At 69.2% G+C, this 22,143-nt stretch carries 17 protein-coding genes; 12 read left to right on the forward strand and 5 right to left on the reverse strand.

The window, feature by feature from the left end; genetic code table 11:
- The 3 genes from AB0J04_RS00155 to AB0J04_RS00165 all read left to right on the forward strand — a co-directional run.
- A partial coding sequence (locus AB0J04_RS00155; protein WP_363166080.1) for a VWA domain-containing protein occupies positions 1-1,185 on the forward strand: 1,185 nt, incomplete at its 5' end.
- Between the two features lie 155 nt (positions 1,186-1,340).
- Positions 1,341-3,062 carry a methionine--tRNA ligase gene (gene metG, locus AB0J04_RS00160; protein ID WP_363166081.1) on the forward strand — a complete coding sequence of 574 codons (1,722 nt, stop codon included), beginning with the start codon at positions 1,341-1,343 and terminating at the stop codon, positions 3,060-3,062.
- Positions 3,063-3,180: 118 nt separating this feature from the next.
- On the forward strand, positions 3,181-3,666 hold the full coding sequence (locus AB0J04_RS00165) for a hypothetical protein (RefSeq protein ID WP_363166082.1): 486 nt from the start codon (positions 3,181-3,183) through the stop codon (positions 3,664-3,666).
- Here AB0J04_RS00165 and AB0J04_RS00170 read toward each other — a convergent pair.
- Entirely contained in the window at positions 3,632-3,895 is a 264-nt protein-coding gene (locus AB0J04_RS00170) for an NUDIX domain-containing protein (RefSeq protein ID WP_363166084.1), read from the reverse strand. The genes AB0J04_RS00165 and AB0J04_RS00170 overlap by 35 nt on opposite strands.
- 517 nt (positions 3,896-4,412) lie before the next feature.
- Here AB0J04_RS00170 and drmD point away from each other — a divergent pair.
- Positions 4,413-7,661: a DISARM system SNF2-like helicase DrmD gene (drmD, locus tag AB0J04_RS00175; protein ID WP_363166207.1), complete on the forward strand. Its 3,249-nt coding sequence runs from the start codon at positions 4,413-4,415 to the stop codon at positions 7,659-7,661.
- On the forward strand, positions 7,661-11,830 hold the full coding sequence (locus AB0J04_RS00180) for a type IIL restriction-modification enzyme MmeI (protein WP_363166085.1): 4,170 nt from the start codon (positions 7,661-7,663) through the stop codon (positions 11,828-11,830). The genes drmD and AB0J04_RS00180 overlap by 1 nt, the downstream gene beginning before the upstream one ends.
- Before the next feature lie 60 nt (positions 11,831-11,890).
- On the opposite strand, the gene AB0J04_RS00185 is transcribed toward AB0J04_RS00180, so the two are convergent.
- Together AB0J04_RS00185 and AB0J04_RS00190 are read right to left on the reverse strand one after the other, a co-directional pair.
- A complete protein-coding gene (locus AB0J04_RS00185) occupies positions 11,891-12,100 on the reverse strand; it encodes a DUF397 domain-containing protein (protein ID WP_363166086.1) in 210 nt (69 codons plus the stop codon).
- On the reverse strand, positions 12,097-12,972 hold the full coding sequence (locus tag AB0J04_RS00190; RefSeq protein ID WP_363166087.1) for a helix-turn-helix transcriptional regulator: 876 nt from the start codon (positions 12,970-12,972) through the stop codon (positions 12,097-12,099). The genes AB0J04_RS00185 and AB0J04_RS00190 overlap by 4 nt, the downstream gene beginning before the upstream one ends.
- 154 nt (positions 12,973-13,126) lie before the next feature.
- Between AB0J04_RS00190 and AB0J04_RS00195 the strand changes: the two genes are divergently transcribed.
- The 7 genes from AB0J04_RS00195 (at position 13,127) to AB0J04_RS00225 (ending at position 19,763) form a co-directional block, all read left to right on the forward strand.
- Positions 13,127-13,672: an ATP-binding protein gene (locus tag AB0J04_RS00195; protein ID WP_363166088.1), complete on the forward strand. Its 546-nt coding sequence runs from the start codon at positions 13,127-13,129 to the stop codon at positions 13,670-13,672.
- Positions 13,673-13,818: 146 nt separating this feature from the next.
- Positions 13,819-14,739, forward strand: a complete 921-nt coding sequence (locus AB0J04_RS00200) for a helix-turn-helix domain-containing protein (RefSeq protein WP_363166089.1) — start codon at positions 13,819-13,821, stop codon at positions 14,737-14,739.
- A 60-nt stretch (positions 14,740-14,799) separates the two neighbouring features.
- Entirely contained in the window at positions 14,800-15,384 is a 585-nt protein-coding gene (locus AB0J04_RS00205; RefSeq protein WP_363166090.1) for a hypothetical protein, read from the forward strand.
- Entirely contained in the window at positions 15,381-16,313 is a 933-nt protein-coding gene (locus AB0J04_RS00210) for a hypothetical protein (protein ID WP_363166091.1), read from the forward strand. Before AB0J04_RS00205 ends, AB0J04_RS00210 begins: the two co-directional genes overlap by 4 nt.
- Positions 16,314-16,600: 287 nt before the next feature.
- The gene (locus AB0J04_RS00215; RefSeq protein WP_363166093.1) at positions 16,601-17,446 is read left to right on the forward strand and encodes a hypothetical protein; all 846 of its coding nucleotides are present in this window, start codon (positions 16,601-16,603) and stop codon (positions 17,444-17,446) included.
- A gap of 100 nt (positions 17,447-17,546) precedes the next feature.
- The gene (gene dapF / locus AB0J04_RS00220) at positions 17,547-18,554 is read left to right on the forward strand and encodes a diaminopimelate epimerase (RefSeq protein WP_363166094.1); all 1,008 of its coding nucleotides are present in this window, start codon (positions 17,547-17,549) and stop codon (positions 18,552-18,554) included.
- Between the two features lie 114 nt (positions 18,555-18,668).
- The gene (locus tag AB0J04_RS00225; protein WP_363166208.1) at positions 18,669-19,763 is read left to right on the forward strand and encodes a fatty acid desaturase; all 1,095 of its coding nucleotides are present in this window, start codon (positions 18,669-18,671) and stop codon (positions 19,761-19,763) included.
- 400 nt (positions 19,764-20,163) lie between these two features.
- Here the strand turns inward: AB0J04_RS00225 and AB0J04_RS00230 are convergent, their stop codons facing one another.
- Positions 20,164-21,372 (reverse strand): hypothetical protein, encoded by a 1,209-nt coding sequence (locus tag AB0J04_RS00230; RefSeq protein WP_363166095.1) that lies wholly within the window; start codon positions 21,370-21,372, stop codon positions 20,164-20,166.
- Entirely contained in the window at positions 21,369-21,887 is a 519-nt protein-coding gene (locus AB0J04_RS00235) for a DUF4365 domain-containing protein (RefSeq protein ID WP_363166096.1), read from the reverse strand. Before AB0J04_RS00235 ends, AB0J04_RS00230 begins: the two co-directional genes overlap by 4 nt.
- Positions 21,888-22,143 lie beyond the last annotated feature (256 nt).

Here is a 22,143-nt window from a genome sequence, read left to right on the forward strand (position 1 = left end):
GAGCAGCCCACGCCGGAAACGGCGGCCGAGACCGCTGGCGACGCCGAGCCCGAGGCGACGGCGGAGCCGGAGTCCGAGCCGGTCGCGGTTGCCGAGGCCGAGCCCTCCCCGGCCGCCGAGGTCTCCCCCTCCCCCGAGCCCGAGGCGGGAGCCGCTGCCCCGGAGGCAACCGCAGAAGCGGTCGAGTCCGAGCAGCCCACGCCGGAAACGGCGGCCGAGACCGCTGGCGACGCCGAGCCCGAGGCGACGGCGGAGCCGGAGTCCGAGCCGGTCGCGGTTGCCGATGTACCGGCCACCGAGACCGAGCCCGTCACCGAGGCGGAGCCCGAGGCCGTCCCCGTCGCCGAGGCGGAGCCCGCTTCGGCCGCCGGAGGCGAGACGGAGCATGCTCCCTCCGCCCCCGCCCCCGCCTCCGATCCCGCCCCCGTCGCCACGGTCGCCACGGTCGCCACGGTCGCCACGGTCGCCGATGGTGGGGACGCTGTTGCCGAGGGCGAAGCCGAGGCGGGGGCGGGTGCCGGTGCGGAGCGCAACGCCCCCGACCTCCCCGCCGGCCTCGCGACCGCCTACCAGGCAGCCGCGGCCGCCCTCGACAAGACCGGCCTCACCGACGCCCGAGCCAAGCTCTACCTCGTACTCGACCGCTCAGCGTCCATGCGCCCCTACTACAAGGACGGCTCCGCCCAGGCCCTCGCGGAGCAGACCCTCGCCCTCGCCGCCCACCTCGACCCCGCAGGCCCGGAGAAGACGAAGGTCCACGTCACCTTCTTCTCCACGGAGGTGGACGGCACCGGCGAACTCACCCTCGCCGACCACGAGAACAAGATCGACGACCTGCACGCAGGGCTCGGCCGCATGGGCCGCACCAGCTACCACGCCGCCGTCGAGGACGTCCTCGCCCAGCACCAGAAGGAAGCCCCCGGCACCCCCGCCCTGGTCGTCTTCCAGACCGACGGCGCCCCGGACGCGAAGACCCCCGCCACCCAGGCCCTCACGGACGCCGCGAAGGCCCACCCCACGGTCTTCTTCTCCTTCGTCGCCTTCGGTGACCCGGAGAACAAGGCGTTCGACTACCTCCGCAAGCTGAAGCTGGCCAACACGTCCCACTTCCTCGCCGGTGAGACCCCGCGCGAGCTCACGGACGCAGAGGTCTACGAGGGCATCCTGGCGAACTGGCGCCCGTAATCCCCGCTCGGTGGCCGCCCGTCTCCCACCCCGTAAAACGGGAGGCGGGCGGCCCACCCATGTCGGCTACGATTTCAAGTTCAAGGCTCACAAAAACGACCGACGCAAAAGCCGCCGCACAAGCCGCCGCAACAACCGACTGGGAGCAGCCTCCGATGGCTCGACACCTCATCACCAGCGCCCTTCCGTACATCAACGGAATCAAGCACCTGGGCAACATGGTGGGGTCCATGCTCCCGGCGGACGTGTACTCCCGGTACCTCCGCCAGCGCGGCCACGACGTCCTCTACATCTGCGCGACGGACGAGCACGGCACGCCGGCCGAACTCGCGGCGAAGGAGCAGGGGCTCCCGGTCGCCGAGTTCTGCGCGCAGGCGCACGACGCGCAGAAGGCCGTCTACGACGGTTTCGCACTCGCGTTCGACTACTTCGGCCGCAGCTCCTCCGCCCAGAACGTGGAGATCACGCAGCACTTCGCCCGCCGCCTGAACGAGAACGGCTTCATCGAAGAGCGCGCCATCCGCCAGGTGTACTCGCCCGCCGACGGCCGCTTCCTCCCGGACCGCTATGTGGAGGGCACCTGCCCGCACTGCGGCTACGACAAGGCCCGCGGCGACCAGTGCGAGAACTGCACGCGCGTCCTGGACCCGACCGACCTGATCAACCCGCGCTCGGCGATCTCGGGCTCGACGGACCTCGAGGTCCGGGAGACCAAGCACCTCTTCCTCCTGCAGTCGAAGCTCCAGCACGAGGTCGAGGAGTGGGTCGCCCGGCACGAGGCCGACTGGCCGCAGCTCGCCTCCTCCATCGCCCGCAAGTGGCTCACCGAGGGCCTGCACGACCGCGCGATCACCCGTGACCTGGACTGGGGCGTCCCGGTCCCGTCCGACACCTGGCCGGAGCTGGCGGCGGACGGCAAGGTCTTCTACGTGTGGTTCGACGCCCCGATCGAGTACATCGCGGCGACGAAGGAATGGTCGGACGCGGCGCCCGCCGGGGAGACCAGGGACTGGAAGTCCTGGTGGTACGAGGCGGACGACACCGTCCGCTACACGGAGTTCATGGCGAAGGACAACGTCCCGTTCCACACGGTGATGTTCCCGGCGACGGAGCTGGGCGTGCGCGAGCCGTGGAAGAAGGTCGACTACGTCAAGGCCTTCAACTGGCTGACGTACTACGGCGGCAAGTTCTCCACGTCCCAGAAGCGCGGCGTCTTCACCGACCAGGCGCTGGACATCCTCCCGGCGGACTACTGGCGCTACTTCCTCATCGCCAACGCCCCCGAGTCGGACGACTCGTCGTTCACCTGGGAGCACTTCACGGCGACGGTGAACAAGGACCTCGCCGACACCCTGGGCAACTTCGTCAACCGCGTCCTGTCCTTCTCCAAGAAGCGCTTCGGCGAGGAGGTCCCGGCGGGCAACGCGCCCGGCGAGGCGGAGGCGAAGCTGGGCGAGCAGATCGCCGAGCTCCTCGCGGAGTACGAGTCGCAGATGGAGTCCCTCCAGTTCCGCAAGGCGGCCGCCGCCCTGCGCGCCCTGTGGTCGGCCGGCAACTCCTACCTGGAGGAGAAGGCCCCCTGGCTGGAGATCAAGACGGACAAGGACGGCGCGGCCCTCACCCTGCGCACGGCGATGAACCTGATCCACCTCTACGCGGTGGTCTCGGAGCCCTTCATCCCGTCGACGGCGAAGACCATGCGCGAGGCCTTCGCCCTGCCGGACGACACGGCGACCTGGATCACGGCGGACGAGGCCCGAGCCCTGACCGCCGTCCCCGCGGGCACCCCCTTCACCGTCCCCCCGGTCCTCTTCGCCAAGCTCACGGACGAGGACCTGGAGGCCTACAAGGAGCGCTTCGGCGGCACCGAGGGCTGACGTCTCCCGGCAAGCCCCGCCAGGGAAGAACCTGGCGGGGAAGGAGAAGATGTAGAGGAAAAGGCGAAGGGCTTCCCCCCGCTTCGGCATGTTCTCGCCAAGCCGTATGGTTTCCGCCATGGCAGTCCCCGAGGTCATTCCGATCGCCTATGAGCCGAAGCACCGCACCGAGTCCATCGGGCGGTACGCGGACGGCCAGTTCCTCGCGTCGGTCACGTACGCGTTCCCCCAGGGCTTCCGTCTCGACGACGGCTGGGAAGAGCACAAACGCCTCTATACCGTGCTGCACACCTTCGACGCCGCGGGCCACTACCGCGACTCGGACATCTGGTGCGCCGGCACCTGGGCCGAGCAGCAGCGCAACCCGCACGGCCCCGACTCGGTCCTCACCCGCGCCCGCGTCCGCCTGGCAACCCTGCTCCGCAGCCTCCCCCGCCGCTCCTACACGGACATCGCCGTCCGCCCCTTCCAACTCACCTACGAGAACGTCCTGTTCGGCCTGGTGATCCGCAAGGACGACGAGGACGAAGCCGAGGACTGGGCCGAGCTCTACCCCGACCGCCTCGGCTTCAGCGCCCCCTGGAACGGCACGTACGACACCTGACGGGCCCCGAGGGGTCAGCCTGCGCCGCGCCGGACGCCTGAAAGAAGGTCACGCGGTACCCGGTGAGGGCACCATGGGTGCGTGACGGTTGAACGGCCTGCACTGCGCCGAGTTCAGTGAGGACGGCCCGGTCGGACCGGTGCGTGTAGCCGTCCAGCTCCTCCTCCAGTTCCCGGACGGCGGTCGCTTGCGCGTCCGTGTCGGAAGCCCGGGTACGGCCTCCCGGCAACTGGTACTGGCGGGCCCGCTAAATATGCTGCCTGGGGGCTGATCACAGTGGTGGCCGCAGCGCCGTCCGGGGTGCCCTCCTCGCGCAGCACGCCGAAAGCACCCGCAAGGGTGAGCACCACGGGCACGGCAGCACGCGCCTCGGTGGAGGCGAGCCCGGCCAGGAGACCGAGATCCTCCACGGTCACGGGCCCGGTCCCTTGCCGGTCCGCCAGCCGCTCGAGCAGCACGGCGGTCGTCGTCCTCCACGCAACGGTCCACATCCTCCCAAAAGGGAGGACCGGGAATCCGGTGTCGACAGGTTCCGCGCCGACGGCCGAAGATCGCGGGTCCAGGCGCCATAAAGGCGTGGCGCGTCACAGGGGTCCTGCCTCGCCGAGGGACGCCCCGCCGAATCTCCGCTGCTGTCTGGGCACATCGGCCTGACCCGGATGCCACCGCCTGTTCCGCACCTAGACTTTGACGACCGCCGGGGAAGAAGAAATGCCCGTGACAGCTGGGGGACGAGCGAGATGGCGATGCAAACCGCGAATCGGGAGACTTCGAGCGCGCCGGTACCGGTGCCCGGCCAACGCGTCACCGTTCGCCATCGCCCCTGGGTGGTCACCGACGTCGTCCGCTCCACCGCCGCCAGCGACGACCCGGCACGCGCCGCGGAAGCCGCCACCAGCCACCTGATCACCCTGTCCTCGCTGGAGAGCGACGGCCGGGACGAGGAGCTGCGGGTGGTGTGGGAGCTCGAGCAGGCCACGGACGTCCACGACCAGTACGAGCTGCCCTCTCCGCACCACGGTTTCGACGAGCCGGGGCGGCTGGACGCCTTCTTGGACGCCGTCCGCTGGGGCGCCATCGCCTCCGCCGACAAGACGGCCCTCCAGGCACCGTTCCGTTCCGGCGTCGAGATCCAGGACTATCAGCTGGACCCGGTGGTCCGCGCCCTCTCCATGCCTCGTACCAACCTGCTGATCGCCGACGACGTGGGTCTGGGCAAGACCGTCGAGGCCGGTCTGGTGATGCAGGAGCTGATGCTGCGGCACCGTGCCCGTTCCATGCTGATCGTCTGCCCTGCCGGGCTGACCCTCCAGTGGCGGGACGAGATGCGGGACAAGTTCGGTCTGGACTTCCGGATCGTCGACACGAAGATGCTGCGCGAGCTGCGCCGGGCTGCGGGTCCGTACGCCAACCCGTGGCAGCACCATCCCCGGCTGATCGTCTCGATCGACTGGCTGAAGCGGGAGCGTCCGCTGCGGATGCTGCGCGAGGTGCTGCCCCAGGTGCCGGACTATCCGCGCGCCTTCGATCTGCTGGTCGTGGACGAGGTGCACACGTGTGCCCCGTCGGGGACGGGCAAGTACGCGGTGGACTCGCAGCGAACCCAGGCGGTGAAGTTGCTGGCTCCGCACTGCGAGCACCGGCTGTTCCTCTCCGCGACTCCGCACAACGGCTTCCTCAACTCGTTCACGGCTCTGCTGGAGATGCTGGACCCGCACCGGTTCGCTGTCGGCATCAAGCCGACCGACGAGCAGCTCAAGCGGGTGATGGTGCGCCGCATGAAGTCGGAGCTGCCCCCGTTGTGGAACGGCAAGTCCCGGTTCCCCCGCCGTGTGCCGCACGCCCTGGAGATCGATTACAGCGACTCGACCCGGGAGGCGTACGCCAAGCTGACGGAGTACGCCCGCTCCAGGCGCTCCGGCCACAGCGAGGGCAAGGCGGGCCGGACGGCCGCCGACTTCGTGACGACGCTGCTGAAGAAGCGGTTCCTGTCCTCGCCCAAGGCGTTCGCGGAGACCGTCAGCACCCACCTGGGCACGATGACGGCCCGGCGGGCCGCCGCGGATCAGGAGGAGCCCACGCCGAGCGTGCGCGTGCTGCGACCGCTGATCGAAGGGGTCGACGAAGCCGAGGAGGCGGACGAGCAGGAGCAGGCCGAGGCGGCACAGCGCGCCCTCACCGCTGCCCGTCACGCGATGCGTCCGCTCACCGACCACGAGCACACGCTCCTCAGGGAGCTGGACGCCTGGGCGGTCGAGGCCGGCAAGCGTCCGGACGCCAAATTCGAGCGCTTCCGGGAGTGGCTGGACGAGATCGTGTGCCCCGCCGGGCCGAAGGGCGACTGGGAGGACCAGCGGGTCATCGTCTTCACCGAGTACCGCGACACCCAGCGCTGGCTGTACGGACAGCTGCTGGCGGCCGGGTATCCGGCAGACCGGATCGCGCAGCTGCACGGCGGCCAGGACCGCGACGACCGCGAGCACGTGAAGCAGGTGTTCCAGGAGAGCCCCGACCTGTCGCCCGTCCGTATCCTGCTGGGCACCGACGCGGCCAGCGAGGGCATCAACCTCCAGGCGCACTGCCACCGGGTGCTGCACTGGGAGATCCCCTGGAATCCCAACCGCCTGGAGCAGCGCAACGGCCGCGTGGACCGGCACGGGCAGAAGGCCGATCAGGTCGACGTGTTCCACTTCGTGCCCGAGGGCTGGCAGGGCTTCGACCCGACGCACGACTTCCAGACCGACTCGGGTTACGAGGACGGCGCCCTGGAGGACGAGCTGCACTTCCTCGCCGTGGCCGCGCGCAAGACCGAGCGGATCCGCGAGGACCTGGGCAGCGCGGGCGAGGTGATCGCCGCGCAGGTGGAGCAGAAGATGCTGGGCCGCCGCTCCAGCTGGACCACCGCTGACGCCGAGATCACCAAGCGGTCCGGGAAGGCCGTCCTGAAGGTCGAACGGGATCTGGCGCGAGACCTGGAACGGCTGGTGGACGCGCTGGCCGGCAGCCGTCAGGAGCTGCACCTGACCCCGGAGACGGTCGAACGGGTCGTCCGTACGGGCCTGCTGCTGGCCCACCGCAAGGACCTCACCGAGGTCCCCGACCCCCAGCCCGATCACAACGCCCGCTGCTTCCGCCTGCCGGAGCTGCCCGGAGCCTGGGCACGCGCCCGGAACGACGGGCTGCGACACCCGCTCACCCACAAAGAGCGTCTGGTCGTCTTCGACGAGCTTGAGGCACGTGACCGTACGGACGTGGTGCACCTGCACCTGGGCCACCGGCTGGTGCAGATGTGCCTGCGGCTGCTGCGCGCTGAGCTCTGGTCGGCCGACGCGTCGGCCAAGCTGTCCCGGGTGACGGCGCGAGTGGTTCCGGACGGGCTGCTGCGGCAGCCGGCCGTCGTGGCGCACGGCCGGGTGGTCATCACCGGCAGTGGCGGTACCCGCCTGCACGAGGAAGTCATCGCGGCGGGCGGACTGATCGAGGGCGGCAAGCTCTCGGTGGCGAAGAAGGACGAGGTCGAGGCGTGGCTGGCGGCCGCGACGGAGGAACTGCCTGCGGACGGGGTTCGGGACGAACTCGCTGGCCTGTGGGAGCAGTTGGAGAAGCGTCTGGGTGCCGCGCTGAACACGCAGGCCAACCGGCGCTTCCGCTCCCTCGAAACGCTGCTCGCCAAGCGGTGTGAGGAGGAGGTCGAGGGCATGCGGGCGGTCCTCGAGGACCTCAGGCGGTCGATCCGGGACCGCCTGGACGACAACGAGCACTGGAAGCAGGACTCGCTGTTCGACATCGAGGACGAACGGCGTCAGCTGCACGCCGACCATGAGGCGCTGGAGGAGCGCTGGAAACGGCTGCCGGAGGTGATGGAGACGGAGACGGCCGCGCTGCGCCGCCGCTGGGCCGATCCGTCGCCCCGCTGGTTCCCGGTCGCCGTGACCTTCCTCATCCCCCGTTCCCTCTCGCCCCTCGCCGCCACCGCCCGCCAGGAGAACCGCTGATGCCGACCGCCGCCCCCGCCGCCAGGAAGTTCCCGCCGAAGGGCTCGGTCCCCACCCCCGCCGAGCAGCACGAGGACTGGCTGCGGCTGCTGCGCCCGGACGGCCCGTTCATCTCGCTGCCGGTGCTGGTGGGCGCCTTCCCGCAGGGCCTCGACACCATCCCCGACGACGTCCGGGCGCAGTTGCGGCAGGCCTGGGCGGAGGTCCAGGAGGACCCGGAGCTGCTGCGGTCCTCCTGGGAGCGGTTCGTTCTGACCAAGCTGCTCGACTGGCGTGCCCCCGGCCTGTGCGAGGGCGCGGCGATCCCCGACTCACTGCGCGCCGGCGCGAACACCCCTGACGCGGTCCTGCTCGGCCCCGGCCAGTCGGGCCTCGCCCCGCGCGCCCTGTTCTTCCGTACGGATGACTGGGGCGGCCCCCTCAACCGTCCGAACGGCGACCGGCCCAGCCACGCCGACCGGGCCGCCGAACTGTGCCGGGCCCGCAACGTACCGCTGGCGCTCCTCACCAACGGCCGCGAGTGGGCGCTGGTCCACGCCCGTCCGAAGGAAGCGACGACCGTCGCCGTCTTCGACGCGGACCTGTGGTCCGAGGAACCGATCCTGGCCCGCGCCTTCGCCAGTCTGCTCACCGCCCGCCGGGTGGCGCGCCCGCCGGTGGACGCCGAGGGCAAGCCGTCCGAGTCGACGGCGGGCCTGTTCGAGCGCACCGCCAAGGACCGCTCCGAGGTCACCGACACCCTCGGCCGCCAGGTCCGCGAGGCGGTCTCCCTGCTGGTGGCGGAGCTGTCCCGGCTCGACCGGGAAGCGGGCGGACAGCTCCTCGACGGCGTTCCCGCGAAGGACGTGTACGAGGGCGCGCTCACCGTCATGATGCGCCTGGTCTTCCTCCTCTACGCCGAGGAACAGCGGCTGCTGCCGTCCGGGGACGAGCTGTACGACGCCTCGTACGCCGTCGGCCCGCTCCACGAGGAACTGGCGACCGCCCAGAGCCTGCACGGCGACGAACTCGGCGACCGTGTGGAGGCCACCTGGCCTCGTCTGCTCGCCGTGTTCGCCGCCATCCACGGCGGCTGCACACACGACCGCCTGTGGATCCCCGCGTACGGCGGCTCGCTCTTCGACCCGTCGCGCTACCCCTGGCTGGTACCGGCCAGGGTCACCGACCGGGTGGTGTACGAGATCCTCGACGCCCTCCTCACCCTGCGCGCCCGCAAGGGCTTCAAGGGCAGGGAGCGCCTCTCCTACAAGGGCCTGGACGTCGAGCAGATCGGCCATGTCTACGAGGGTCTGCTGGAGTACGGCTGCAAGTGGGCGGACGAGCCCTACGTGGGCGTCTCCTTCGGGCGGGACAAGAAGTACGAGGCGGTACTGCCGCTGGCCCGCCTGGAGGAGTGGGCGGCGGCCGGCACTCTCGCGGACGAGGTGGCCGCCGCCTCCGGTACGAAGGCGGCGACGGTGACGGCCGCGCAGGCCAAGTCGGGGACGATCACCGTCGAGCTGGAGACGGCGTGCGGCAGTGACGCGGCGCTGGTGGAGCGGGCGGCGGCCTTCACCGGCCTCTACGGGCTCGACCTGCGGGACGAGCCGAAGGTGTGGCCGGCCGGTTCGGTCGTCGTCGTCCGCTCCGGCAACCGCCGCGACACGGGCACGCACTACACGCCGAAGGCGCTGGCGGAGGAGGTCGTCGAGCACACGCTCGCACCGCTCTGCTACGCGCCGGGCCCCGCCGAGGGCGCGGCACCGGGCGTCTGGCAGGCCAAGTCGGCGAACGAACTCCTGAAGCTGCGGATCCTGGACCCGGCGATGGGCTCGGGCGCGTTCCTGGTCTCCGCCTGCCGGTACCTGTCCGACCGGGTGGTCGAGTCGTGGCTCCGCGAGCCCGAACTCCCGCCGGAGATCGCCAGGGACGTGGACCGCGACGACCACGAACAACTGCACCAGATCGCGCGGCGGCTGGTCGCGGATCGGTGCCTGTACGGCGTCGACCGCGACCCCATGGCCGTGGAACTGGCCAAGCTGTCGCTGTGGCTGGTCACGCTGGCGAAGGGCCGGCCGTTCTCGTTCCTGGACCACGCGCTGCGGTCCGGTGACTCACTGGTGGGCGTCATCGACGTCCGCCAGGTCAAGCAGTTCCATCTGGAGTGGCAGGACCGGCAGTTGAGCCCGGAGGTGGCGCGGGCGCTGGACGTCACGGAGACGTTGCTGTCGGAGGCGGCGGAGCTTCGGCGCAAGATCGAGTCGACGGCCGTCAACGACATCCGGACGGTACGCGACAAGGCGGACCTGCTCGCGCAGGCGGAGTCCCGCAGTAACCGGCTGCGGCTGGCGGCCGACGCGGTGGTGGGCGCGGCCCTGGCCGCCGAGGGACTCTCCGACGAGGAGGCGTCCGACATCTCCGGCGAGGAGAACGTCGGCGGGGCCCGGGGAGCGGCCCGCTTCCGCGACGCCAAGGAGGACGCGAAGTCCCGGGCGTACCGGAACCGACTGGAGTCGGTGGCGGGGCTGGTGGCTACGGCGTTGGGGGGCGGTGCCGGGGCCGAGGAGGCGGAGTCTCGGGCGCGGGGGATTGTTGAGGGGTGGCTGAAGGGGCCTCGGGCGGAAGCGGTGCGGCCGTTGCATTGGCCTTTGGAGTTTCCGGAGGTTATGGGGGTGGGGGGCTCTACCGGGTTTGATGCGGTGGTGGGGAATCCGCCGTTTGTGGGGGGCAAGAAGCTGACGGGGGCGTTGGGTCACGATTACCGGGAGTACCTGGTCGATCAGCTGGCGGGGGGTACGCGGGGGCACGCGGACCTCTGCGCCTACTTCCTGTTGCGGAATTTGTCGATCGCTCCCGGGCGGCGAACGGGGATCATCGCTACGAACACTATTGCCCAGGGGGATACACGGGAGGTCGGACTGGACCAGGCTACGACTAATGGATGGACTGTTTATCGGGCCATCAAATCGCAGCCTTGGCCCGGGACGGCTGCCCTGGAGGTCTCACTGTTGTGGTTGAGCGGCCAGGCCAGGGACGACGAGGCACTGGTGCTAGACGGGCAGAAGGTACGAGGGATCACGCCTAACCTAGACCCCAAGTCGCGAGTGGCGGGAAACCCCTATCGGCTGGTAGAAAATGAAGCCCAGTCGTTTATCGGGTCATACGTACTCGGCATGGGCTTTGTCCTTACACCCGAGGAGGCCAAATCCTTCATCAGTGGGGACCCCAAGAACGCCGAAGTGCTTTTCCCATACCTTAACGGCGAGGATCTTAACTCCCGCCCGGACTGCACAGCTAGCCGCTGGGTAATCAATTTCCACGACCGCTCGAAGGACGAAGCTTCCGAGTTCACTGACCTATTCTCCATCATTGAACGCGATGTCAAACCTATGCGAGCCGAGAACAATCGAAAGGTCTACCGCGAGCGGTGGTGGCAGTACGCCGAGAAGCAAAACTCCATGGTCGAAGCGGTTTCCGAGCTGGAACGGGCGATCGTCATTGCACTGGTGAGTAAGTATCTAGCTCCAGCCAGGGTCCCCACGGGGCAGGTGTTCGCACATAAGCTTGCAGTCATCGCCGCAGGAACCGCAGCCAGACTTTCATCACTGTGCTCAGCTCAGCACGAAATGTGGGTCAGGAAGTGGAGTTCAACGCTGGAAGGCCGACTGAACTACTCGCCATCTGATGTATTTGAGACGTTCCCCTTCCCCACCGAAACCGACCGCCTGACCGACGCCGGTAAAGTTCTAGAGCAGGCACGACTGACGGCTATGTCAACTTACGAAATTGGCCTCACTACGCTCTACAACCGCATCCATACCGAGTCCGATACTGACGCCAAAATCCAAGCGGTCCGGGATGCCCATGCCGAGGTCGACCTAGCCGTGGCCGATGCGCACGGCTGGACGGACCTAGACCTGAAACACAACTTCCATGAGACACGCCAGGGAACCCGCTTTACCATCGCCACCGAAGCCCAGACTGAAATCCTGGACCGTCTACTGGAGCTGAATCACGCTCGGTACAAGGAGGAGTTGGACAAGGGGTTGCACACACCGGAGGCCAAGAGGCGCCGGGCTGCCGCCCGTAAGGCCAAGGCGAAGGCGCGAGCTGCTGCACGCACCCCCCCGAACTCTCCAGAGGACTTCAATGACGACGGCCTCTTCCCCGAGCCGGACGCCTTGTTCTGAGCGGTGGTCAACGTGCCCCGCAGATAGGGTGACAACCAGACGTGAGCGGGGCCGTCAGGGTCAGCTACCCGAGGCGTACGTCACGAAGTCCGCCCACGCCTCCGGCGCGAGCGAAAGCTGAGGGCCGCCTATGTTCTTGGAGTCGCGGACGTGCACCGTGCAGGGAGTGGTGGCGATCTCGATGCAGTCGTTGCCGTCCCCGCTGCTGCTGTAGCTGCTCTTGAACCACGCCAGTTCGGAGGTCTCCCGGGTGGTGGACGTGCGGATCATGTCTCTCCAAGCATCTGCTCGATGAAGGCCCGGGACTCTCGGATCGTGAGGGCCTGGGCCCGGATCATGCCATAGCGCAGTTCAAGGATTCTGAGCTGCTTCGGGTCAGACACCGGGCGCCCGCTGAACGCTCCCTCGGAGCGCCCCACCGCAGTGCCGTCCGGAAACTTGAGCACCTCGATCAGTCCGCCCGTGCCGAAGTGTTCCTCACAGTCGGTCGGCATCACCTGGATCGAGACGTTCCGCAACTGTCCCAGCTCCAGCAGATGTTCGAGCTGCCGACGCCAAACCATTCTGCCCCCGACGGGACGGCGGAGCGTCACCTCTTCCTGGACAAAACTGAGAGCCGGTGCTCGTGGCCGCTCGAAGATCGAATGCCGGGCCATCCGCGCGGCCACCATGCGCTCCGTCTCTTCATCCGAGTAGCCGGGCAGCCACACATGGAAGAGCGCCCGCATGTGCTCCTCCGTCTGCAACAAGCCATGAATGTTGTGGTTGCTGTACAACCCCACCTCAACGGCCTGCGCCTCCAACTTGGCCAGTTCCCGAACTTTCTTCGGATACCGGACCTTCGCCACGTCCTCCTTCATCGCCGAAAGCAGCCCACCCGCCCCCAACATCTCGTCCGCCTTGTCCAGGAGCTCGGGCCGAGGGATCCGCTTCCCGCCCTCGATCTTGTACACCAGGTCCTCGCCGTACCCCACCGCCTCCCCGAACTCGGCGGCCCGCATCCCCACCGCCTCGCGCCGCAGCCTCAACTGCCGCCCCACGGTGGTGATGACGGCCACTCCCCACTCGTCATCCGGGTCCACCTCCCACCCCGGCTCGTCCGCCTCGGTCCTGAGTCGCCGTACCTCGCCGTCCACCGACATGCCGCACCCCTCCGTCGTCCCGCCGTGCCGCAACGCCAGTACCCGCAGGGCCTGCTCCGACAGCCCGGACAACAGTGGACAAGACCCGGACAGTCACCCTACGCATCGGCGTCGTCACTGTTCACGGTAAGCACGCACCGCCACGCTCAGTGACGTGAACCAGGAAATCTCCACCCAACTCCACCTCCCGACCCGTCACTTCAGCGTCCTGCTGTCCCCCACCCCACGCGGCGCCCGCCTCGCCCGGCTCCTCGCCACCGAGTGGCTGCGCACCTGGGACCTGCCACACCACGCCATCGAGGCCGCCGAACACCTCGTCGCCGAGCTCGCGGCGAACGCCGCCACCCACTGCCGTCTCCCCGGACGCGACTTCCGCCTCGCACTCCTGGCGCGCAGCGAGACCCTCCGCATCGAGGTGACGGACACGCGCGGTGACGACCTCCCGCATCGCCAACCACCAACTCCCGATGCCGAATCCGGGCGCGGCCTCCTCCTCGTCGAGGCGCTCGCCGACCGCTGGGGCGTCGAACTCGGCCCCGTCCCCCGCAAGACCGTCTGGGCCGAACTCGACCTCTCACCGGAGTTCAGAAACGTGTGCTCCGGTGGTTCGGGCGCTCTCCTCCAAGAAACACAAGAGGGAAAGAAGCCTCACCAAGCCCCACCCCTCCCGCCCACGGAGCCCACTCACTCGCGCGAGTGAACATCACCAACTCAGCTGGATTCGGCACCGGTTGCCTGCTCTACGCTCAGCGCGACACAGCACAACCCCCAGACATACGACGGCCCTCGCAGGGACTGCAATCCCGTTGCGAGGGCCTGACCACCAAGGAAGTCAGACCCTTCCCGATGGACACCCAAAACCCTAGCGTGCCCCCGCACGCCCAGTCCCGTATCGGTGGGAAAAACCACCCTCCCCGTCGCGCCTCCACGGCAGCGCACTCCGGCGGAGTCATCCACGACAACACCCGCCACACCACCCGCTTCACGGTGATCGGCAACCACCTCGCCCAGCACCCGGAGCTGTCCGGACTCGCCATCGGGCTGGCCGTGTACATCCAGTCCCTGCCCGCCGGCGCCCGCGTCGACATCAAGACCCTCGCCGCCCGCTTTCCCGAGGGCACGACCCGTATCGCCGCCGCCCTGCGCGAGCTGGAGACCCACGGCTACCTGCGCCGCCCCCGTGAGCGCACCGAGAGCGGCCGCATCGTCACCCGCACCGTCTCCTGCAACCAGCCGGGCCGTCACGGCAGCGAGAAGGCCGACGCCGCGCCCAAACCCCCGGCCCGCCGGGCAGCGGCAGCTCAGCGGAAACCGCCACGCCGCGCCCTCCCCGCCGTACCGCAGCCCGCGTACACCTCCCCAGCCCTCCTCCAGACCGCCACCGACCTCCTCGCCGGCCTCCGCCGCGCAGACCCCCGCCTCCTCCTCTCCGCCACCGACGCCGAGCACCTCGCCCCCGGTGTCGCCGCCTGGCTGGAGCGCGACCTCACCCCCACCGCCGTACGCCACGCCCTGACCAGCGACCTGCCGTCCGAGCCCCTGTACCGACCGGCCGCCTTCCTGGCCCACCGCCTGACCGCCCAGCTCCCACCACTGCCGCCTTACCGCGCACCCGAGCGGCCCCCGCCCGTCAGGCATCCCCTCCGCAACTGCGACACCTGCGACCGCGCCTTCCGCGGCTCGGAGCCGGGGACCTGCCGAGCGTGCGCGTCAGCGGACGGAATCTCCGAAATCCCCGGCGCCGCCGAGGCCGTACCGGCAAGATGACCCGCACTGCCCCGCCCTGACCGCTTTGAGGACGCTCTCCCGCACCCGACAGGACCTCACGTGCTGCCCTCCTTCGCCGCGAACGGATTCCTTCCGCTGGGCCGGTACTCCGTGTCCTTCGACGAGGCGGAGGCGATGCTGGTAAGCGCTCCCGAGTTCGAGGACTCCTCAACCCGCACAGGACTGTGGGACGGCCTGCACGACTATCTCGACCCCTTCCTCACACTCGAGGACACCTACACGAGCGCCCTCGGCGGCCTTCCCCTCATCCACAGGCTGTGGCTCGGTGGCAGCTTCGTCAGCACCAGACTCGATCCTGAGAACATCGACGCCACACTGCTGATAGACACACGCGCCGAACGTGCCGTACGCGGCAAGCCAGGCTCAAAGTGGCTGACCATCGCTTTCAAGAGCAGGTCCAGGATGAAAGAGAAGTTCGGCGTCTCGCCGTTGCGCATCGGGTACCAACCCGTTGCGCATATCTTCGAGCCGGACCGCTTCACCCTCGAAGAACGGACATACTTCACACAACGGGGTGTGTGGGACGACTGGTGGCAGCGCTGTCGACTGCACGACCAGAGCGACCGCTCACCGACCGAAGAGAGTGCCGCCCCGGCACGCGGCTACCTGGAGGTGCGACTGTGACCGGCGACAGCTGGCGCGAGCGTAGGCGCGCTCTCCAGGGGGACGACCCTGCCGAGACGGAGCGTGCCGCGCGTCTGCTCGACGCGCTGGGCACCGAGGACCGGGACGACGAGGAGATCGAGGCTGAACACCGCGCGAGCCGCCTCGCGGCGGCACGCGAGTACGCTCCGGACGCCAGACTCGAAGAGGAGCTCCAGCTTCGACTGACCGGTCCGGCCGCTGTCGGCGGTGCTCTCCGCTTCGAGTGGGGTGACGCGCTCCTCGAACCCGTGGAGCACATGGTCTCTGCCGCCGCAGGTACTCCCGTACAGCTGGAGCTCACCGGGATCTCCTCAGGCAGCACCGTCGTGCACGCACGACCCGTCACCGTTCCAGTCGACTCAGCAGAACCCGACGCCTTGAACACCCCCGCCACATCAGCCGTCGCCACGGGGCTCGGCACCCTCACCAAGCTGCTGGACGCTTTGGAATCAGAGCGCGACATCCGCGAATGGGTGAAGCTCTTCGACGCGGTCGATGCGGTGTCCCGGGCACTGAGCCGGTACGAACTGAACCTCGGGGTGACCTGGTACGACGCCGAGGGCGGGTTGCGCCGCGCCCGGCTGACCGAGCGGGGTCGGCAGTATGTGAAACGGCTCCGGGAGACCAGGGACCGCGATCAAGAGATCACCATCTCCGGCCGAGTCACCGAGCTGCGCGAAAGCGGCTTGGTGAAAGTGAAGACGGGTACGGCGAAGAACGCGCCTGCCTATGACGTCCGCTTCGAGGAGCCCGAGGAACTGCTCCGCATGCGCCCCGGCCTGGGGGACAACGTCCACTTCCGAGTCCGGTTCCGGCAGCAGCTGGACTCCATGGGCATCGCCCGTTCCACCGAGTACACCTACCTGGGCCCTGCCGCCGAACAGATCTCGCTTCCCCTCGAATCCTGACCTCGCGTTACCACGTCCTGGCTGCCGAGAATTCGTAGTGCGAGCCGGCCTTCAGTCCGGCATGCCCCATGTGGGCCGAACTCGCCCTGCCGTCAGCCGGCTCGACAGCCGACGCCGCCACCGACGTGACGGAAAGGCATCTCTTCACTACGAGGTGTACTTGCCCAAGCCTTACCGAACCTGGACGATGTCGAGTTATCTGATCCATCGTCAAGGGGGAAAGCATGGCGCCGCAACCGCGACGGGACTTGGGTACTCGCGTGGCCGACGCCCTGTCGTCACAGGTCTTGAACGCACTGGTGGGCATTGCCGGTGTGGCCGTCCCCGTCGCGGCATGGGTGGCGCAACGGAGCATGGTGAAGGACGTTCTCCTGGCCGTGGAGACCGTTCTGCTGCTCCTCATGGTGGCGAACCACATGTGGTTGCGGCGCATCTACATCCAGCTGCGCCGGGCGAACGACCGGCACATGTCGGACGCCCAGTACTTCGCCCGGGTGCGTGAACAGTTGGAGCGTGAGCTCATCGCGGGCTTCGGTGAGATCGCCGACGGGCATCTCCAGGTGTACGCGTCGGAGGTGCCCCGGCTGTCGGTCCTGCTCTACCAGGCGCTCATCGACTCACGAACCGAGCCGAAGCGCGTGCTGGCGGCCGACCTGACCACTGATCCGAACGTGCTGACCCAGCGCCGTGAGTACCTGGCCGTCAACCGACGTCTCATCGAGGCCGGCGGGACAGTGCAGCGGCTGTTCATCTGCTGGCAGGACGATCTCGCAAGGCAGGAGTTCGCACGGGCTCTCCTCTCCCTCATCGATCACCACCGGTCCCTGGGCGTGCAGTGCGCCCTCGCCGTGCGGGACCGGTTGCGCGCCGACCAGGCCGTGGACTTCGTGGTGATATCGAAGGCCGCCGTACTGCTGGAAGAGGAACAGGGAGACGCCGACTACCGCCGGGGCCGCAGTTCGGTGTACTTCAAACAGGTCGAGCGCTGGGCGGGACGCTTCGAGTCGGTCTGGGGCCATGGCTCGGATTCGGCACCGTTCACCCTCCAGTCGTACGAGGCTGCCGTCCGGCCCCTGCTCGACGCTGGCACGTGGGACGAACTGGTTGTCCGCGGGGCGGCGGCCCGACTGTGAGCCCTCGGCGTTCACGGCTCCGCGGTGTTCGAGAAGGCTTCGATAGCATGGAGTGACAGCCGGTCCGGACCCGGTGGGGCCGCGCGACGGAAAGAACACCATGCCTGCTCTCTCGCTCACCAAGGCCCACGGGTCGCGAAACGACATCTTCGTGGTGGACGGCGCGCCCCTCGACCACTTCGCCACGGCAGACGAGCTCGGCCGTGCCGTCGGTCTGCTGTGCGACCGCAAGCGGGGTCTGGGGGGCGACGGGGTGTACTTCGTCGCCGACCACGGCGACGGCAGCGCGCGGGCCTGGTTCTTCAACCCCGACGGGTCCGAGGCCCTGCTGTGCGGGAACGGCATGCGGTGCGCCGGTCGCGTGCTGCTGGACCGGCATCAGGCCGAGTCGGTGGTCGTGCAGCAGGGGCCGTACTCCTTCATCGTGCGCGACCGGGGCCGTACGCCGCACGGGGTGCGGCAGGTCTCCGTGGAGCTGCCGGCGGTCGACTTCGCGCCGGCGCAGCCCATCGTGGCCGAGGCCGGCGCGAACGGCGAGTACGTGGACCGGCGGCTGGCCGCGTTCCACCCGTCGCGCCATGTGACGGCGGTCGCGGTGCCGAACTCGCATCTGATCACTCTGATCGACGCCTACGACGAGGCGGAGCTGGTCGAGACCGGCCGCCGGGTCGCCGGGTCGCCGGACGTGTTCCCGATCGGCGCGAACCTCTCCTTCGTGCTGCCGCTCTCGGAAGACGAGGTGTTCGTCCACACCTACGAGCGCGGAGCGGGCCTCACGCCGTCGTGCGGGTCGGGCGTCGCGGCCTCCCGCGCGGTGCTGTCCCGTCTCGGGCTCGTGGATCCGGAGCGACCGGTCACCGTACGCAATCCCGGCGGTGTCGCCAGGAGCCTGCTCCAGCCCGTTGGCGACGGCCTGTGGCAGCCCCTCCTGGAGGGCAACGCCACTTTGGTGTACGAGACCGAACTCGACCCCGCCGTGCTGCTCGGGGACGGTCCGGTGCACTTCTCCGGTGAGGTGAACATGGCGGAAATCGGCGCGTTCGCCGAGCTCAGCCGGGAAAACCTGAAGGTGTTGCACGAGGCAGGAATCAAGCCGACCGAGATCTGACCGCCCCGGACTTCCGAGAGCGCCCGCCTGTCGTGCGGCCGGGAGACACGGCACCGCTTCGTCGGGCGGCCCCCGGTCCGGCTGGGGCGGACGGGGAGGGAAACGGGCTTGACCGTGCTTTCGGTTGGTCTGGCAGTCATCACGGTAGGGATCACGCTGCGGCAGGCGGACCGGTGGTGGTTCAGCGCCACCCGTCGGCCCGGCAGGGTCGCGCCGGCGTCGCTCCGCGAGGTGATGTCGCTCCAGCGCGAGCGGCTGAACGATGTCACACCGGTGCTGCTGCTCCTCGGGCAGTGGCTGGAACTCGCCGGATGGTGTCTCGTGGCGGTGCGCGGCGGACCCGGGGGCTGGGTGGTCGCCTCGTGCGCGGGGGCGGTCGCCCTGCGCCGTCTCCAGGAGGTCAGTCACTTCGCGGTGCACGGCGTGCTGACGCGCGGCGGTCGGCTGAACACGCTGCTCGCCGAGACGGCCGTCCACGTCCCGCTCGGTTTCGTCCCGGTCCCCGTGCGGCGCCGTCGGCACGTACGGGAGCACCATCCGAACGCGACCGTCGCCGGGGCCGATCCCAACCTCGCCGAACTGCACCGGGCGGGCCTGCGGCACGGGGCCTCCACCATGCGGTACGCGCTGGGCATGGTCCGCCCCCTCACACCCGCCGGGCTCCGGGACACGGCACGCGGTCTGGCCGCTCCCCTCCGAGTGGCCGGGACGTCGGGCACCGGGAGGCTGCGTACGGCCGGGCCGATCGCCGTGGCGGCGGTCATGGCGCTGGTCTTCGGCTGGGAGGCGGCGGTGTTCGTCTTCCTGGTGCCCCGGTTCCTGCTGTACCCACAGCTCGCCTGGATGTCGCTCCTCGTGGAACACCGCTGGTTCGATCCGGAGCCGGTCACCGGGCCGCCCGTCGCGGTGGAGGCGGGCCGGTGCCTGCGGCTCTACCCGCGCAACGTGCCACTCGCCCTGCTGGCCCGCGCCACCTGGCTGCCGTACGGGGACCTGTACCACTTCGCGCACTCCGCGCACCCCGCCGTGCGCTGGAACTACCTGCCCGCGCTGGAGCGTTCGCTGCGCGGCCCCGGCTACCGACCGCACGCGCTGCTGCTGGGCGACTCCTCCGTGCTCCGCCGCCACCGCAGGGCCCTGGCCCCTGTGCCGGAGAGTACCGCCCCAACCATGCCCGCCGGTCGCCAAAGGGGCGCCGGAGGCGGGTGAGCGCCACCCTCGCCCCGGCTCACCACGACCCATCCGTTTCACACCGAAGCGCCCCGTTCCGACCCGATCCCCGCCGCCGGAACATGACGCCTCATGCTCCGGTGCGACCTGCGTTCCCTATGTAAGACCTCGGGGAAAGCCTGAACACGTCCGTGAGCGCATCACGGACTGCAACGACCCGGAAACCCTCGGCCGCTGGCTCGCCCGATCCGTCACCGCTCCGACAGCCGAGGACGTCTTCGCGGACGAGTAACCACGGACCTCAGCGGAAATGCCGCCCCGGTACACGGACGCGTGGAGGTACGACGGTGAGCGGAAGGCAGTCCGCGTGTGAGCTGACAGGGGGAGCAGCCTTCGGCGCGACGGCTGCTCACAGTCGGCGAAACTCGTACGGGGCCCTTCACTGCGGCCTGACCACGAACGCCCGCACCCCCCGCATCCGCACCCCGGTTCCGTAGGGCTCCACATCGCCGTGCACTGCCACCTCGAACCCGTCGAGCCAGGCCGCGGTGGCCCTCTCCACATCCTCCGGACGCAGCTCCACCCGCACACTGCGCACCCGTGACGCGTCCTCGTGCAGCAGCGAACCGTAGATCGTCGCCTGTCGGTCGTCCTGCCCGCTCAGGCGGGTGACCACCCCGTGCAGGACCGCGCCCTCCTCGCGAGCCGCCCGTTCACGCAGATCCTTCGCGCCCGCCTCCAGCGCCCGCACGTGGAGCGGGGTGAGCGACACCGGGGGCGAGTCCTGCGCCACCGGCCTCTCGGGTGACCAGTCGAAGGCCAGGGAGAAGGATCGCTGCTCCTCACCCGCGATTCTCACCAGTGCCTCGCAGAGGTTCGCGGACAGGCCGGCCCCGATGTACCGCCCGAAGCCGTCCAGGGAGTCACGGGTGAGCGTCTCCTCGGCAGCGGCATGCGCGCAGGTGACGCCCGCGAACAGCATCCGGGAGACGGTGCGGGCGAACGGTTCGGAGGGCCGTAGGTCAGGTCCGCCGCCCGGGAACGCGTCGTCTTCGAAGAGCGAGGCCTGCCGGGCCTCGTCCGCTGACACCTCGCCTTGTCGCGGGCTGGGCCGGAGGTCCGGGAGAGGAGTGTGGGCGGCGATGACGTAACTGCCGACGCGCGTCTGGTCCAGCCGGACAGACGCGACGTGGTCCTTCACCACCTGCGGCTTCTGCCCCGGCTGCACGGCCTGCGGCTGGACCGCGGCAGAGGCGGCGGCGGTGTGCAGGTCCTTCAGACCGGTGAGGGCAGACACCAGGTCCAGCAGAGGAGCCGTACCGGACGGGCCCGGCGGGACCAGTCGCAGGAACTGCCAGTCCACCGGGGGCAGTTGCATCTCCCGCAGGATGTCGCCGGGGGTACGTGTCTCGACGACCGCGAGGGTTTCCAGGATGTCGACGACGCGCCCGGGGTAGTCACGGCGCTGTGTCAGCGGCACCAGCACCTCGTACGGCGGGCCCGGTTCGCTGTTTGGGGTCCTTTCCCACAGTTCGCCGCCGGCCAGTCCACGCTCAGAACGCCAGCCCTTGCCGCTCAGGTAACGCCGCAACAACTCCGGTGCGAGCTGTGCCGCCTGCTGGAAATCCGCGTCCGTAATCACCTTCATGACGCCTCCAGCAGTTCACGGCCCTCGGTGAACAGCTCGTGCAAGGAGTCGACGGTCAGCAGGTTGGTACGCGGGACGTGCACCGTGCGAGTCGTCCCGTTCTCACACAGCTCCTGATCATGCAGGCACGCCCAATAGGCGGCGTGGCGCAATAACAGCCGGTCAGGGTTCGCGTGCGACCACGTGACGGCGTCGGTCGGGGCCAGGACGAGGAAGAGGAAGCGGGGAACGTCGTATTCGCGGCCGGCCAGTTGGTTGTAGTTCTTGACCTTGAGGTCGTAGGAGATGTGCTCGCCGTGGGCGTCCGGCGACGACGTGCACTTCACCTGCGCCTCGATGATCGGATACCGACGGGTCCCGGGCCGCCCCGGGTGCCCCAACTGCCAGTCCACACCTACCCGGTCGCGCTCGCGACGGGCCGCGTCGATATTGGCGGCTGCGGCCAGCATCCGGATGAACTGCTCACCGAAGTCGCCCCGGTGATTGTTGTCCCCGAACCCCGTCGAAGCCTGCATCCACCCCGGAATCGGCTCGACCCCCGGCAGGGGCACGCCGTAATTCCCCTTGCGTGAGGGCGAGGACTGCGGCGGAATACCGCCCGTTCTGCTGTCCGTCATACGCCCCGCTCGCCTTCCGACCCCCGCGCTCCCACCGACGTGCCGCGCGTGTCATACCCCCGAGCGACGCACAGTAACGAGCGTCACACACTCAGCCAAAGCCCTTGATCGGTATCCGGCCGAAAGCAGCCCGTCGAATGGCGGAATGCGCGGC

Origin of the sequence: Streptomyces sp. NPDC050263, from assembly GCF_040655955.1 — a bacterium.
Lineage (GTDB): Bacteria > Actinomycetota > Actinomycetes > Streptomycetales > Streptomycetaceae > Streptomyces.